We start from the raw sequence: 14716 nt of genomic DNA on the forward strand, positions 1-14716 counted from the left end.
AGAGCTAATGGCTAATTTCTACGATCGCTTATTGGCTGCATTCACAACTGTTTTTTAAATGGAGCATAATACCAGAGGAAAGTCCAGCCCAGAGGGGAGTATTTACATTAGCTTTTCGCAAACCTTCTGCTGTCCAAGAATTACAATTTCTCAATATGGAATAACTTCCTTTGGCTTCATAAAAGCTACTGTGAGATGAGTAACCCTGACTAATTCGCATTTTTATACCCCGCTCATCCAGTTGGAACGAATCGTTAATAAATTTCATTAAATTAAGATAATCAGTCTGACTGACGCGGAAACATCTTCTTTCAATATTATTGGGAATCACTTCATACCATTGTACGTCCATGACAGAAGGAGTAGGAAGAAATAAGGCATTGAAGGTAGTAATAACATTTAGATCTGCCAAAGTAGGAGTAGTCAGATAAAAGGCTCTATCTCCCCAACCAAAACTTAAATACTTATAGTTAGTTTCGGAGTTATTTTGAATGTCATCTATCTTTAGATATATGTTCCAATCAAAGATACCATTATTAACGGGAACCAAAATATTCGTGTGGATTCCCGTGTTAGAGACGCAGATAGTCAAGTAGCAGTTTGACTGGGAAGAATGACACCATTTTGTGGGAGTGAAGTAACCGATGGTGAGGACAGTCAAAATTGATAAAGTGGAAAACACTAAATAGCGAGAGATTTTTTTGAGATAGGGTATTATAGAGGTTTTCAGTTGCATGAAGTACACCTCAGAAGCCGGGTTTCTCCAACAATACCTTCGCGTCCGCCAAAAAATGGATTAATTTGTAGGTTGGGTTGAGTTACGAAACTTGCAAGTATCATTGAAAATAACTAGGAGTTATATATGAGTATGCAACAATCAGCGATCAGGCAGAGTGACTTACTCAATCAGTTGGTGCTGGACCGTCGCACGGCGGAAGAACTGGGCCGGGTAGATTATTTGTGGCTAAATCCTAAAGCTCACCGAGTAGAAGGGTTTACCTGTAAGTCGGGATTTTTGGGTGGCAAAAAACGATCGTTTATTTGGGATCGAATTGAATCAATTGGTGCTGATGGCATCATGGTGAACTTCAATGCCGAGGAATTTGCCGATCCAGAAAAATCTGAGCAAGTATTTTCTCTGATCGGTCATGAAGTGTGGACAGAATCTGGTGATAAGGCTGGCAAGGTGGTGGACTATTTATTAGTTCCCGAAACTGCTGCTGTGGTAAATTACTTAATTTCCTCTAGCGGTTGGCGTGGGGTATTGGATGGGATCTACCTCCTGGCGCTTACAGATATTTCCAGTATCGGTAGCAAACGGTTGCTTGTGCCAGATACAGTTGTTCAAAATCCTCAATATTATGCTGAAGGATTAAATCAAAAGGTTAGTCAAGCAGCAGATTTTATTCAGGAGGACTATAGCAAAACTCAGAGTGAATTGGAGGGGATAAGGCGCGGGGCTCAAAATGTCGCCGGACAATGGCAAGACAAAGCTAAACTGATGGCTGGTCAAGCTAAAGAAAGGGCTCAAGATGCAGCTGGTCAAGCTAAAGAAAGGGCTCAAGATATGGCCGATCAAGTTAAAGAAAGGGCTCAAGATATGGCCGATCAAGTTAAAGACAAAATTGCCGATCTTAAAGCAAGTCAGCCTTTAGAACATGAGCAAAATGCGGCGCTACCTCCGGCTCCAGATATTATTGAAATAAAGGCTGAAGTAATCAGGGAAGATTCGGAGTAAAAGTCAAAGGATTTTAGTTGATTGATTGGGCGAGGGAGGGATGCGATCGCATTCTTCCCTTTTTGTTAAAATAGACAAAAGCAATAGCAACGCATCCCTTCTCATTTAAAATGTCTTTGTAGGAGAATTATGTTATGACAGCAACCATCCAAGCATCGTCAAAGCGCTACTCTCCAGAAGAATATTTAGAACTGGAGTCAGCAGCGGAATACAAAAACGAGTATCGCGACGGAGAAATAGTACCTATGACGGGTGGAACTACCAATCACAATCGAATTGCACTCAACATGAGTATTGCTCTATGTTTGGCTTTCAAAGGACAGAACTACGATGTTTTCATGGGTGATGTGCGCCTGTGGATAACCAGAAAGCGATTTTACACTTATCCAGATGTAATGGTAATTTATGGAAAACCAGAGTATTTTAACGAGCGGAAGGATACAGTTACCAACCCTCAAGTCATTGTGGAAGTTTTATCGAAATCTACTAAAGCTTACGATCGAGGCGATAAGTTTAACGCTTACAAAACTATTCCAACTTTTCAAGAGTACATTCTGATCGACCAAACCAAAATTCAGATTGAGCAGTATTCTAAAACAGCCAATAAGCGATGGTTGTATCGCGAGTACGATGAGGAAGATATGGCGCTAGTTTTTAATTGTTTAGAGCTAGAAGTTTCCCTGTCAGATATATACGAAAAGGTTAATTTTGAGGATATTGAAAGCGAAGAGAATGGGGAAAAGTGACTACGCGGAAGTGAAAAGTCAAAAATGCTTTGAGTGTCAGGCATTTAAGTACTTTTGAACTGGTGGGTTATTTCTGTCGCGCTGCACTACCGACCTTTTGCTTTGACTGCTCTAGATTCCACTGTGAATGTTGGAATATCTTGCAGTTCAGTTTCGGTCAAGCTGTATTGTTCGCACACCAAACTCAGACGAGTTCCGGTGGTTTTAACGGCATTGACGGAGTGGGTGAGGTCGCCTTGAAAATAGAGCAGTGTGTTAACTTGTGGCTTAATCTGCCCGACTTGCTGTTTGTGGCGGCGCAGCACCAGTTCTCCGCCTTCTAGATGGGGGGGGACTTGCACGTAAAGAACGCTGACCGCGAGGGGCGGCTCAACTGTTTTGCAGTAAGATCGCAGGGAGCGATCGATATGGGGATCGACACGGGAGCCTTCCACCAGCAGCAAGGGGTTGAGGTAGAAAGCGTTGCAGGTGGGCTGTAGCGCTCGATCTAGATAAGGTTTGAAGAAGGGAAAACGTCGTTCTACTTCCCCAATTTCCGAACGTTGAAACACCACGGAAAACCCTTTGGTGCCAATGAAGTCGCGGTTGAGGTTGTTGATGGCAAGATAAGAGCAGGCGAGAATTTCTCCTCGCAGGTCGTTGAGGTAATCTAGAGGGAAGGCGTTGGGATGTCGATGATAGTATTTCAAGGCGCTTACTTCTTTCTGGCTCAAAGAATATGTATGAAGCCGCAGAGGGAAGGGGCTAAGAGGGGAAAAAGAATTATAGATCATCTTCTAGCCAGAAAGGAGTAAAGGCAAATTACTTGTCTTAGCTGAATGGTCTTTCTTCTGGTGGGAGAAAACCATAGAGAATTTCATCAGGTTCATCTTCTGACTCGTCTTCATCAGCTAGGGGTTCTTGCTTCTGAAGGTTTTGGGGCGGTCTTCCTGATGCAGCATAAGAGGCGGTCATGATGGAAGCCGCTGTATGCAATCGTTGCTGTAAGCTATTGACTGTGGTGCCAAGTTGAGCTACATCTGTTTCCAAGGCATTAAGGCGACTGTCAGTGGTTTCGATATTTTCACCCAAGTATTGTGCGATCGCTTCGTAAATTATCAGACTTGGCTCTTTTTTCCTTTCCTCAGCCAACCGCGCAATCTTTTCTTTCCAGTCTTGAGGAATCTGACAACTTACCATTACCTTCTCTGCCATAAATTGTTAACCTGACTTTTCCGGCGATCTTTTTGCGTGGTGCGAATATCGCTAGGGACTAGGGACTAGGGGCTAGCTATAACATTCTCTCTCACCAAATCAGAGATTATACTAAATCCCCATTTATAACGAACCGCAGAGGTGCAGAGGGCTCAGAGAGAAGAGGAAGAAGATAAAGGGGGTAGTCAACCCGGATTTGGTATTATATCATGTCCGGTTGCATCGGTAGCGTAAGCGTGATGCGAGAAATTGTCTGTTGTCATCGAGGGTTAAATTTTTACCACAGATGAAGACAGATGAACACAGATGAACACAGATAAGAGAGTTATTTTTTTTAGACAACCGATGCCACCGGACATGATATAGCGCTACGCGCTAACGTTAGGACAATTCTTGAAGGCAGCATCCTTATATTGTCTATTTTGAAATTATATCACTGTCCTAACTATAGCGCTACGCGCTATATTACAGCCTTTTTCATCTCGGTGAGCTACAGAGATCCCCTACTTCTTGGAGAAGTCGGGGATCTCTGTAGCTATCCCAGGCTGTAGTTTATGCAACTGAAAACCGCTATATGGTGCGGGATTCCCAGACCAGCAGCTGAGTCTTTGCTGTCAGGTCAGTGAGACAAGCCTACAATTTCACTCAAGGCAGGTCGGTGCTGCCCATCAGGTAGAGATCGCACTCGCGAGCAGCCCCACGACCTTCGTTGAAGGCCCAGACGACGAGGCTCTGACCTCGACGGCAATCACCAGCTGCGAAGACACCGGGAATGCTGGTAGTGTATTTGCCGTAATCTGCTTTGACGTTGCTGCGGACGTCGCGATCGACACCCAGGGCATCAAGCAGGGGTTGTTCGGGGCCGAGAAAGCCCATCGCCAGTAGGACGATCTGGGCGGGCAGAACTTTTTGGGTACCAGGGATTTGCTTGGGAATAAACTGGCCTTTGTCGTTTTTCTCCCACTCCACCTGCACGGTGTGAACGGCTTTCACATTGCCGTTTTCGTCGCCCTCGAACTTCGTTGCGGTGGTGAGATAGCCACGCGGATCTTCCCCGAACTTCGCCGCCGCTTCTTCTTGGCCGTAGTCCATCTTGTAAACCTTCGGCCATTCAGGCCAAGGATTGTTAGCAGCCCGTTCCGAAGGCGGTTTAGGCAAGATTTCCAGCTGCACGAGGCTTTTGCAGCCGTGGCGCAAGGAAGTGCCTACGCAGTCAGTACCCGTGTCGCCGCCGCCGATGATCACGACATCCTTACCTTCGGCAGAAATGAAGTTGCCGTTTTGAGTCTTGTCTAGAATCGCCTGGGTATTCGCAGTCAGGAAGTCCATCGCGAAGTAAATGCCTTTCAATTCGCGTCCTTCGATAGTCAGGTCGCGGGGTTTGGTAGCGCCAGTACAGAGGACTGCGGCGTCGAATTCTTTGAGTAGATTTTCAACGGGGAGGTCTTTGCCAACTTCTGTGTTGCAAACGAACTTCACGCCTTCTTCTTCGAGGACGTTGAGGCGGCGCAGGACTACCTCTTCTTTGTCTAGCTTCATGTTTGGGATACCATACATGAGCAGGCCACCGGGGCGATCGGCCCGTTCATATACAGTCACCCAATGTCCGGCTTTGTTGAGCTGGGCGGCGGCTGAAAGACCCGCAGGGCCAGAGCCGATGATGGCGACTTTTTTCCCGGTGCGTTTAGTTGGCGGTTCTGGGTTGATCCAGCCTTCTGACCAGCCTTTTTCGATAATCGAATACTCGATATTTTTAATCGTAACTGGCGGGTTGTTGATGCCGAGTACGCATGAGCCTTCGCAGGGCGCAGGGCAGACGCGACCAGTGAATTCGGGGAAATTGTTGGTTTTGTGGAGGCGATCGAGTGCCTCGCGCCACAGACCGCGATATACGAGGTCATTCCATTCGGGGATGAGGTTGTTGATCGGGCAACCGCTCGCCATGCCGCTAATCAGCGTACCTGTGTGGCAAAATGGAATGCCGCAGTCCATACACCGTGCGCCTTGGGTGCGGAGTTTGTCCTCTTCCATGTGTACGTGGAATTCGTCCCAGTTGCGAAGGCGATCGAGCGGTGCTAGTTCCGATGGCGCTTCCCGCAGAAATTCGATAAAGCCAGTTGGTTTTCCCATAATCTTGTCTTAGTTGGAATTTATGTGAATCTTTACTCTCGATTCGGCGATCATTGAAAGTTTATAACTTTCGGGTAAATATTTGCTACTGTCTCTGCCGCCAAAAGCTTATTCCTTGTGTTTGCGATCCCGATCGCTGACGATGTTGTAAGTTGCCCCTACTTTGGACGGCGACCTGCTTAAAAGAAGGACTGGCCATTATTTCTGTAAAGCCTGCTACGCATTTTTGACTTTAATTGTTGCTTTTCATCTCCCATAGCTATCAGCACTCAGCAAACAGGCTTAATTAATTTATGTTATTGGCGATGGCTTGCCAATTATTTCCGATAAATGTTCCTGCGATGCTTGCAGTGGAGAACTACGACAATTGATGTTTCGTCATCAATTTCATAACGGATTCGGTATTCACCAAATCGTACTCGCTATTCGTTTTCAAACCCTTTCAGCTTTTTCACTCCTACCTAGTCAAAGCGGCTGTTCCGCAAGTGACAGTATTTTCTCTATAATTCGACTCTCTTGATTTCAATTTTTTGGCTTTTTTTCAAAATCATACAAACCGATCCTCAGTGTAAGCCTTAATAGGTCTGGGTCTGACTGTTTGCCAGGGATATCGAGGCTGGAGCTTATTCAACGGAAAACTGGCAAGGCGATTTTCGATATGCGATTTTTCCTCATCAGTAATTCCAAACATTTTATAGACAGTTCGATCGATGCGATCGAGAACTGCAAAAAAGTCTGACGCTACCTGTTGAAAACTGACTAGGCGTTGTCGATACTCCTGCATTAAATTTGCATAGTTTTGAGGAATTAATAATTTTTGAATCGTGCTTCTTGAAATGGATGTATCTTCGTCACTATTGAGAGTGAGTAGTTTATAAACCAGTTCTGCCAGATTAGCATCTACAAGTTGAATTGAAAATAAACCTGCTCGAAGCAAGTTTCCATCTAAGCTTAATTCCTCAACTTGCACATCTTCGGGGCTCCAGTTAGAGAAATTAATATTTAAAGAGCGATCGCTTAATTTATACCGACTCGTTTCAATTCGAGTTTCTACCTCAGATAGCAACCATTCATCTGGGTTATTCTTCGCGATCGCAGCTAATTGAGCTAAATTATTATAACTATCTACTAATTGTTGTTCAATCCGAGCATCCAGATTTTTAACCCAAGGCATTGATTCAAGAGTGCGGGGGTAAACATGAGCATAATATCCCTGAATCACTCCACTTCTTAAGCGCAAAGCCCAATAATAACGAGCTAATTTACTATTTAAATAGGCTGCCACTGCTTCAGCCGATGGATTATTCGCTTTGGGTACAGCAACAATGACAGTATTAACAGCAGCAAAATCAGTTCCTTTTACAACACTTGCGAAAGGAGCTTTCGCTAATTCAGAAACTATAATAAAAGCTTCAGGAGTTCGATCGGCCCATAAACTCAATTTTCCATTAGGTCTATTCTTAACTGCTTCAAGATCGACCCATCCTGCTGCTTCTCCATGCCATCCAACTGCTAAACTGCGTCCAGCAATCACTTGAATAGGCTTAACTCCTGTTGATTCTGAAGTAACTTCTGTTCCGCCTCTTTGAATTCCATACGTCCACCAAAACAGGCGATTATTGCGGCTGATTTGTTGAGCAACCGCTTCCTTCAACCCAACGATATTACCTCCATTGCCATTTGGGTATAATTTTTTCAAAATTGGTACATCTTCAGGATGTAACAACGCTAATAGATATTCGCCATACAGTCCTTCTCGCGTGTTACGATTTGTTTCTTCCGTAACTCTTGGGTTCACTTTGTAGTCAAAAAAATCTTTATACTTAACTTTGACAGGTGGTTCATCGCTTGGCCATGTCGAAGGTACATATAACTCTATTTCATCATCGTCTTGGGCTGGTGTTTTCTCAATTACCACAATTAAAGGAATGCGAGCCACATCCCAAATCGGTCGATCTGTAAACTCCAACCAAACGAGTTTACGTAATGCAGCTTCTTGACGAGGATAAAGCAATTTCCAAACCTTTGCAGCAGCTTCGGAATTAGCATAACCCCCACTTACCACCATTCCCAAAAAACCGCCAGATTCGAGAGATTCAGTTAAAGCCCGATAGAGAAAAACTAAACCCGTATCGGAATTTTGTCCCCAAACTTGCTGCCATAAACCTCGCATTTCCTCGCCATACTTAACCCGTTCCCCTCGGATGTAAGGCGGGTTGCCAAGGATGTATTTCCACTTTCCGCTATCTCGCTCTTTAGAACCTGGGGGAAGAAAACCTTCTCCAAGAATGGGGACGAGATCCGCATCTTTTAACAAACTATTAATGTTGTAAACATTGATATTCGGAGGTTCTGTTACAGGTTTAAATCTGAGCATTGCCCACATCAATTGAAAGTGACTGATGAATGCAGCAAAAGGGTTTAAGTCAAAGCCCCAAACATTAGTTTGTAGTTCTTGCAGAACATCATTTTGAGATAGTCCTCTAGTTTTGGCATCTTCTAAACAACGATGAACATAACGCACCAAAAATGAACCACTTCCACAAGACGGATCGAGCAATTTACCATCACCATGACTAAAGATAGTTTGCTCTAGCAACCAATCTACAATTGAGGGAGGAGTATAAAATTCTCCCAATCGCTTCCGTTTTGCTGTCGGTAAAAAAGCTTGATAAATATCCCCTAAAATTTCTTCAGATAATCCTGAAAAGTCATAGGCATTGAAGCGCAAAATCAACCGTTGCAATGCAGTATCTAAAATGCCATTAGCTTGATAAAGCCAATCAAAAACATTGCGTTCAAAAGGTTCTTTATACAGTCTTCCAACATCTTCAGCTACCAGTCGCACCAAAGCACGGGCATCACCAGTTAACTGATCCACAAAAGCCGCCCAGTCTTGTGGCCCTCCATTGGAAAGTCGCCGTTTTTTGGTTAATTCCAAATCCTCAACAAGTCTAAGAAATAACACGCGGGCAATCAGTACTGCTACTGAATCCGCCACAAAAGCCTCACGAATTCTATCAATAGCTTGGTTATTGTTTTTGGCGCTAACTTCTCGACCATATTGGTCTTCAAACTGAGGTAAAATATCATCAAATAGATATCGTTCAAAGCTAAATTTATTCCTCAGTCGCATAAAGGCGCGACGCTGGCTATCAACCGCACCAACAAGATTACGCTGTATTTGCTGTTCGTGCTGTTTGTATTCTTTATATTGTTCCTGCAATCTAGAAATTGCTTGTTCCCCAGCTTCACTCAATTCAGCAAAACTGGTTTGTAAGTCTTGGCGCAGTCTGTCTAGCGTATCAGGATCGTCAAGCTTTAAATATACATAAGGCAACTTGCCTTCAATAAAACTCGCCCATTGATTATTATGTTCTGCTTGTTCTGAAGAAATAAATTTAAGTGTTTCTTTTAATTGCTCAAAAGTTATTTTCGACAAATCAAGAGGGTTTAGAAAACCTTCAACAGGTTCGCCATTTGGCAAAACAATCCAGAGATAATGAGCCGTTAAAAATAAAACGTATCGAGTTAAACCCTCAACATACTTGCGTTTCTGGTTCCATAGTTTTACCCTTCCCTTTTTGCTCGTCAGTTCAGCATCATCTTTTTTCAAGTCTCCCACCACCCAAGCAATTTTTTCGGGAGTTAAGAGTTTAATATCTGGATAACCGCCACCACTTGAATCTTCCGTGACAACTCGCTCTTTTGGATAGTCCAGTAATGCGGCTAAAAAATCACGCACATCTGGATTGTACGATCGCTCAGGTCGATCCCAATTCAAAGCCAGCCACTTTGCTAATGGATCTGCTTGTTGTTTTGGTGGTCTATTGCTCTTGGACAACTCTTAACCTCACGAATAACCCTATCTCTACAAATTTTCCTCAATTTTACGCTCGATCGCCGCTTTTGTCTGTTTTCGTCCTTCTTCCGTATTCGGAAAACTATACTTGATTCCCTTCGGATCGCGACGACTCATGAGAGCGCGTAAAGCTTCTATATCTTCCTTATGCTTTAACACATAAGCCCTCAATTGAGCTTTACTCATCACCTCAAAATCAGGTTTCATTTGGCAAAAACTCCCAACTTCCATCTGAATAGATCGCAACCTCAATATCCTTTTTGAGTGCTGAGTGGTGAGTGGTGAGTGCTGAGTGAAAATTCTCCTCTCCCACTCCCCCACTCTCCCACTCCCCCACTCCTACCCTAGCTGCCGCCGATGCGGGCCAGGTCGCGAGCGTTTTCTTCAAAGGCGGCGGTGAGTGCATCGTCACCGCTTAAGCCTGCCGCGATCGCATTTTCGATCGCCTGCAACACGCGCTTGTAGTCTTTCGGCATCACTTTGACGAACTTCGGCACCATCTCTTCCCAGTTCGCCAACACTTTCGCTCCCTTCTCACTCTTGGTGTAATCGATGTGCTGCTGAATCATCTCGTAAAGATCCTTGATTTCTTCGGCATCTTCCAGTTTTTCCAGCGCCACCATTGACATATTGCACCGTGTGGCAAAGTCGCCCGTCTCATCGAGAATGTAGGCAACACCGCCACTCATCCCCGCCGCAAAGTTACGCCCAGTTGCGCCAAGGATAACGACTTTACCACCAGTCATATATTCGCAGGCGTGATCGCCCACACCTTCCACAACGGCATTGACCCCAGAATTGCGGACGGCAAAACGTTCGCCTGCGATTCCCCGGATATAAATTTCACCCGAAGTCGCACCATAGAGAACCACATTACCAACAATGACATTTTCTTGGGCCACAAAAGTGGAAGCCGCCGGTGGATAGATGATAATCTTGCCGCCGCTGAGTCCTTTGCCAACATAGTCATTGCCATCGCCCTCCAATTCCAGGGTGACGCCTTTGGGGACAAATGCGCCAAAACTCTGTCCGGCGCTGCCTTGGAAGTGGAGGTGGATAGTATCTTCCGGTAGTCCGTACCAGTGACGTTTGGCGATTTCATTGCCCAGAATAGTACCGACAACGCGATTGACATTGCTGATGGGTAGAGTTGCTTTCACCTTTTCCCCATTCTCGATCGCACCTTTACAAAGATCCAGCAGCACCGTCATATCCAGAGATTTGTCAAGTCCGTGATCCTGCGGCATCTGGCAATAACGACCAACCTCTGGGCCAACTTCTGGCTGGTAAAGAATCTTGGAGAAATCAAGTCCTTTTGCTTTCCAATGTTCCACCGCTTTCTTCGGTTCCAGAACATCCGTGCGTCCCACCATTTCATTCATCGTGCGGAAACCCAGTTGCGCCATGATTTCCCGGACTTCAGCCGCGATAAACTTCATAAAGTTGACCGTGTGGGCGGGATCGCCAGTGAAGTTTTTCCGCAGATAGGGGTCTTGCGTAGCGACCCCCACCGGACAGGTGTTGAGATGGCACACGCGCATCATAATGCAGCCCAGGGTAACCAGAGGCGCAGTCGCAAAACCGAACTCCTCAGCACCCAGCAAAGCCGCGATCGCAACATCGCGTCCCGTCTTCATTTGACCGTCAGTTTCCACAGCAATGCGCGATCGCAAATTATTCAAAACTAACGTTTGGTGCGTTTCCGCCAGTCCCAGTTCCCAAGGCAGTCCGGCGTGTTTGATGGAAGTTTGGGGAGAAGCGCCTGTACCGCCGTCGTAGCCTGCGATCAGGACGACATCGGCATGGGCTTTGGCAACACCAGCTGCGATCGTGCCTACACCGACCTCAGACACAAGTTTGACGCTAATTCGTGCTTCGCGATTGGCATTCTTCAAATCGTGGATGAGTTCTGCGAGATCCTCGATCGAATAGATATCGTGGTGCGGCGGTGGCGAAATCAAACCCACCCCAGGAGTTGAGTGGCGCACTTTAGCAATCCACGGATATACCTTTTTGCCAGGAAGTTGTCCGCCTTCTCCAGGTTTCGCACCTTGCGCCATCTTGATCTGAAGTTCCTTCGCTTGGGAAAGATACAAATTGGTGACACCGAAACGACCGGATGCAACTTGTTTGATTGCGCTGTTTTTGGAGTCGCCCAACTCATTCGTCCAGGTGTAGCGATCGGGGTCTTCGCCGCCTTCGCCGGTATTCGATTTACCGCCGATCCGGTTCATCGCGATCGCTAAACTTTCATGCGCCTCCTTGGAGATCGAGCCATAACTCATTGCGCCTGTTTTGAAGCGTTTGACGATCGCCTCGACTGGCTCAACTTCCTCAATGGGGATAGACTCCCGCTGCTTGAATTCCAGCAAGCCCCGCAGGGTGAAATGCTTCTGGTTCTGTTCGTTTACCAATCCCGCATATTGCTTGAAAAGCTCGTAGCTGCCTTCGCGGACTGCCTTTTGCAGGGCGTGGATTGTTTGCGGGCTAAACAGATGCGCCTCGCCGCCGGAACGCCACTGGTAGTCGCCACCCACATCGAGGGTGTGGCCGTTAACTTCGCGATCGGGGAAAGCATGACCGTGCCGCAAAAACGCCTCTTTGGCAATCACTTCCAGGTCTGCGCCTTCGATCCGCGATGCTGTCCAGGTAAAGTATTTGTCAATCACAGATTGGTTCAATCCAACTGCCTCGAAAATCTGTGCCCCTCGATAGCTTTGCAGTGTGGAGATACCGATTTTGGCAGCGATTTTGATCGCACCCTTTGTGGCCGCCTTGATGTAGTTTTTCTGGGCGGTTTTGCGATCGACATTAAGCAATAAGCCTTGGCCGATAATATCATCGATCGTCTCAAATGCCAGATACGGATTAATCGCCCCACAGCCATAGCCAATTAGAGTTGCATAATGATGCACCTCGCGGGGTTCGCCGGATTCGAGTACGATGCCAACTCGCGTCCGTGTACCTTCGCGAATCAAGTGATGATGGAGACCGGAAACAGCCAACAGTGCGGGAATGGGGGCTTTATCCTTGTCCGTATCGCGATCGCTCAAGATGATGATATTTACGCCATCTGCGATCGCGTCATTCGCCTTGACGCAAACCTCATCCATCGCCGTTTCCAGTCCTTTCGCCCCCTGCTTCGGATTGAATAAGATGGGGATAGTAATCGATTTGAAATTGCCCTCATTTATATATTTGAGTTTTGCCAATTCCTCATTACTAATGATGGGCGTTTTCAATTCGATCAGATGACAACTTTCTGGTTTCGGTTTGAGCAAATTACCTTCCGAACCGATCGTTGTTTCCGAAGAAGTGATAATCTCTTCGCGAATAGAATCGATCGGTGGATTCGTGACCTGGGCGAACAACTGCTGGAAATAATCGTAAAGCAGTTTCGGGCGATCGGAAAGCACCGCCAGCGGCGTATCCGCACCCATTGCCCCTACAGCTTCCACCCCATCCCGCGCCATCGGAGTCACCAACAATCGCAGTTCCTCAAACGTATACCCAAAAGCCATTTGCCGCTGAAGCAAAGGAATCTCAGATATCACATTTTCCTGCCCCTGGGCTTCTTTAAGTTGCGCGAGTTCGACCATATACTTGTCAATCCACTCGCGGTAGGGATGTTCCGTGACAACCTTGTGTTTGATTTCCTCATCGGAGACAATCCGCCCCTCCGCCGTATTGACGAGGAACATCCGACCTGGTTGGAGCCGACCCTTAGAAGCGATCCGATCGGGTTCGATGGGCAATACACCCGCCTCAGACGCCACAATTACGAGGTCGTCTTTCGTCACATAATAACGAGATGGACGCAAACCATTGCGATCGAGTACCGCACCCATGATCGTCCCATCGGTAAACGCGATCGAAGCTGGCCCGTCCCAAGGTTCCATCAAACAGGAATGATATTCGTAGAATGCCTTTTTCTCATCGCTCATCGACTCGTGGGCTGTCCACGGTTCCGGTATCATCATCATGATGGCGTGAGGAAGCGATCGGCCCGATAGCACCAGCAGTTCCAACGCATTATCGAAGATAGTAGAGTCGCTGCCATTAACATTAATAACAGGCTGGATCTTTTTGAGGTCATCGCCGAACAACTCTGACTCGAACAGAGACGCCCTGGCGTGCATCCAGTTAATATTGCCCCGCAGCGTATTGATTTCGCCATTGTGGGCGATGTAGCGATAAGGATGCGATCGCTCCCAACTAGGGAAAGTATTCGTGCTGAAACGGGAATGCACCAACGCTAACGCGCTTTCCATATCCGGATCGTGCAAGTCGGGATAATATTGTCCCACCTGCACTGGCATCAGCATCCCTTTGTAAACCAATGTCCGACAAGACAGACTTGATGGATACCAATGCTCATCTATCTGGGTGACGCGAATAGCATTGTAAGCCCGTTTGCGGATAATATACAGCTTCCGCTCGAAAGCTTGCTCATCAGAGAGTTCCGGGTTACGCTCGATGAAAACCTGTTCCATGAAAGGTTCGCTCGATTTTGCCGTCTCCCCCAAAGAAGAATGGTCTGTCGGCACGTTGCGCCAGCCTAACACTTGCTGACCTTCTTCGATCGCAATTTTCTCAAAAATCTCCCTACTCTTCTGCCTTGTCACAGGATCGGGCGAGGAATAGATTGCCCCCACACCATACTGGCCCGGTTCTGGCAGCACGATACCTTCCGCCTGCATCACTTTCTTCAAAAACTTGTGCGGTACCTGCATCAAAATACCCGCCCCATCACCCGTATTCGGTTCGCAACCGCAAGCACCGCGATGGTCTAGATTCAAAAGGATCGTCAGCCCCTGCTCTACTATATCGTGCGACTTTTTTCCCTTCATCTGCACGATAAACCCGACACCGCACGCATCATGCTCGAACTGTGGATCGTAGAGGCCCTGTTTTGGTGGCAGTTTGTTGATGTTCATCATTGATAGCCCAAAAGTGGCAAATAGTGTTATCTAGAGATTAGCAAACCCTTAACTCTGGCTACTCTGAATTTTCTAACAAGAGAACCTTGTAGCCACCATATCTTAA

General features: G+C 46.4%; 9 protein-coding genes and 1 pseudogene. 2 read left to right on the forward strand and 8 right to left on the reverse strand.

Going from position 1 to position 14716, the window contains the following annotated elements; genetic code table 11:
• Positions 1 to 28: 28 nt before the first annotated feature.
• A complete protein-coding gene (locus LAY57_RS06650) occupies positions 29 to 736 on the reverse strand; it encodes a TIGR02117 family protein (RefSeq protein ID WP_249065543.1) in 708 nt (235 codons plus the stop codon).
• 126 nt (positions 737 to 862) lie between these two features.
• Here LAY57_RS06650 and LAY57_RS06655 point away from each other — a divergent pair, with 126 nt between their 5' ends.
• Entirely contained in the window at positions 863 to 1738 is an 876-nt protein-coding gene (locus LAY57_RS06655) for a PRC-barrel domain-containing protein (protein ID WP_249065544.1), read from the forward strand.
• 134 nt (positions 1739 to 1872) lie between these two features.
• On the forward strand, positions 1873 to 2484 hold the full coding sequence (locus tag LAY57_RS06660) for a Uma2 family endonuclease (RefSeq protein WP_249065545.1): 612 nt from the start codon (positions 1873 to 1875) through the stop codon (positions 2482 to 2484).
• 86 nt (positions 2485 to 2570) lie between these two features.
• Here LAY57_RS06660 and LAY57_RS06665 read toward each other — a convergent pair whose 3' ends face one another.
• The 7 genes and pseudogenes from LAY57_RS06665 to gltB all read right to left on the reverse strand — a co-directional run bounded on the left by LAY57_RS06665 (position 2571) and on the right by gltB (position 14607).
• On the reverse strand, positions 2571 to 3173 hold the full coding sequence (locus LAY57_RS06665; RefSeq protein ID WP_249065546.1) for a 2OG-Fe(II) oxygenase: 603 nt from the start codon (positions 3171 to 3173) through the stop codon (positions 2571 to 2573).
• Positions 3174 to 3294: 121 nt separating this feature from the next.
• On the reverse strand, positions 3295 to 3678 hold the full coding sequence (locus LAY57_RS06670; protein WP_249065547.1) for a ribbon-helix-helix domain-containing protein: 384 nt from the start codon (positions 3676 to 3678) through the stop codon (positions 3295 to 3297).
• A gap of 645 nt (positions 3679 to 4323) precedes the next feature.
• Complete coding sequence (gltD, locus tag LAY57_RS06675) at positions 4324 to 5808, reverse strand: glutamate synthase small subunit (protein ID WP_249065548.1); 1485 nt, start codon at positions 5806 to 5808, stop codon at positions 4324 to 4326.
• A gap of 317 nt (positions 5809 to 6125) precedes the next feature.
• Positions 6126 to 6218, reverse strand: a pseudogene (locus LAY57_RS35740) (type II toxin-antitoxin system RelE family toxin); the annotation flags it as partial.
• 137 nt (positions 6219 to 6355) lie between these two features.
• Positions 6356 to 9652, reverse strand: a complete 3297-nt coding sequence (locus tag LAY57_RS06680) for an HsdM family class I SAM-dependent methyltransferase (protein WP_249065549.1) — start codon at positions 9650 to 9652, stop codon at positions 6356 to 6358.
• A 27-nt stretch (positions 9653 to 9679) separates the two neighbouring features.
• Positions 9680 to 9877, reverse strand: a complete 198-nt coding sequence (locus LAY57_RS06685; protein WP_249065550.1) for a DUF6887 family protein — start codon at positions 9875 to 9877, stop codon at positions 9680 to 9682.
• 137 nt (positions 9878 to 10014) lie between these two features.
• Positions 10015 to 14607, reverse strand: a complete 4593-nt coding sequence (gltB, locus tag LAY57_RS06690; RefSeq protein ID WP_249065638.1) for a glutamate synthase large subunit — start codon at positions 14605 to 14607, stop codon at positions 10015 to 10017.
• Positions 14608 to 14716 lie beyond the last annotated feature (109 nt).

This window comes from Argonema antarcticum A004/B2, assembly GCF_023333585.1.
GTDB classification, from domain to species: domain Bacteria; phylum Cyanobacteriota; class Cyanobacteriia; order Cyanobacteriales; family Aerosakkonemataceae; genus Argonema; species Argonema antarcticum.

What these genes read in the sequence shown, in the direction of transcription:
- LAY57_RS06650 (WP_249065543.1), bottom strand. Translation starts at nt 736, where the DNA reads ATGCAACTGAAAACCTCTATAATACCCTATCTCAAAAAAATCTCTCGC.
- LAY57_RS06655 (WP_249065544.1), top strand. Translation starts at nt 863, where the DNA reads ATGAGTATGCAACAATCAGCGATCAGGCAGAGTGACTTACTCAATCAG.
- LAY57_RS06660 (WP_249065545.1), top strand. Translation starts at nt 1,873, where the DNA reads ATGACAGCAACCATCCAAGCATCGTCAAAGCGCTACTCTCCAGAAGAA.
- LAY57_RS06670 (WP_249065547.1), bottom strand. Translation starts at nt 3,678, where the DNA reads ATGGCAGAGAAGGTAATGGTAAGTTGTCAGATTCCTCAAGACTGGAAA.
- gltD (WP_249065548.1), bottom strand. Translation starts at nt 5,808, where the DNA reads ATGGGAAAACCAACTGGCTTTATCGAATTTCTGCGGGAAGCGCCATCG.
- LAY57_RS06685 (WP_249065550.1), bottom strand. Translation starts at nt 9,877, where the DNA reads ATGAAACCTGATTTTGAGGTGATGAGTAAAGCTCAATTGAGGGCTTAT.
- gltB (WP_249065638.1), bottom strand. Translation starts at nt 14,607, where the DNA reads ATGAACATCAACAAACTGCCACCAAAACAGGGCCTCTACGATCCACAG.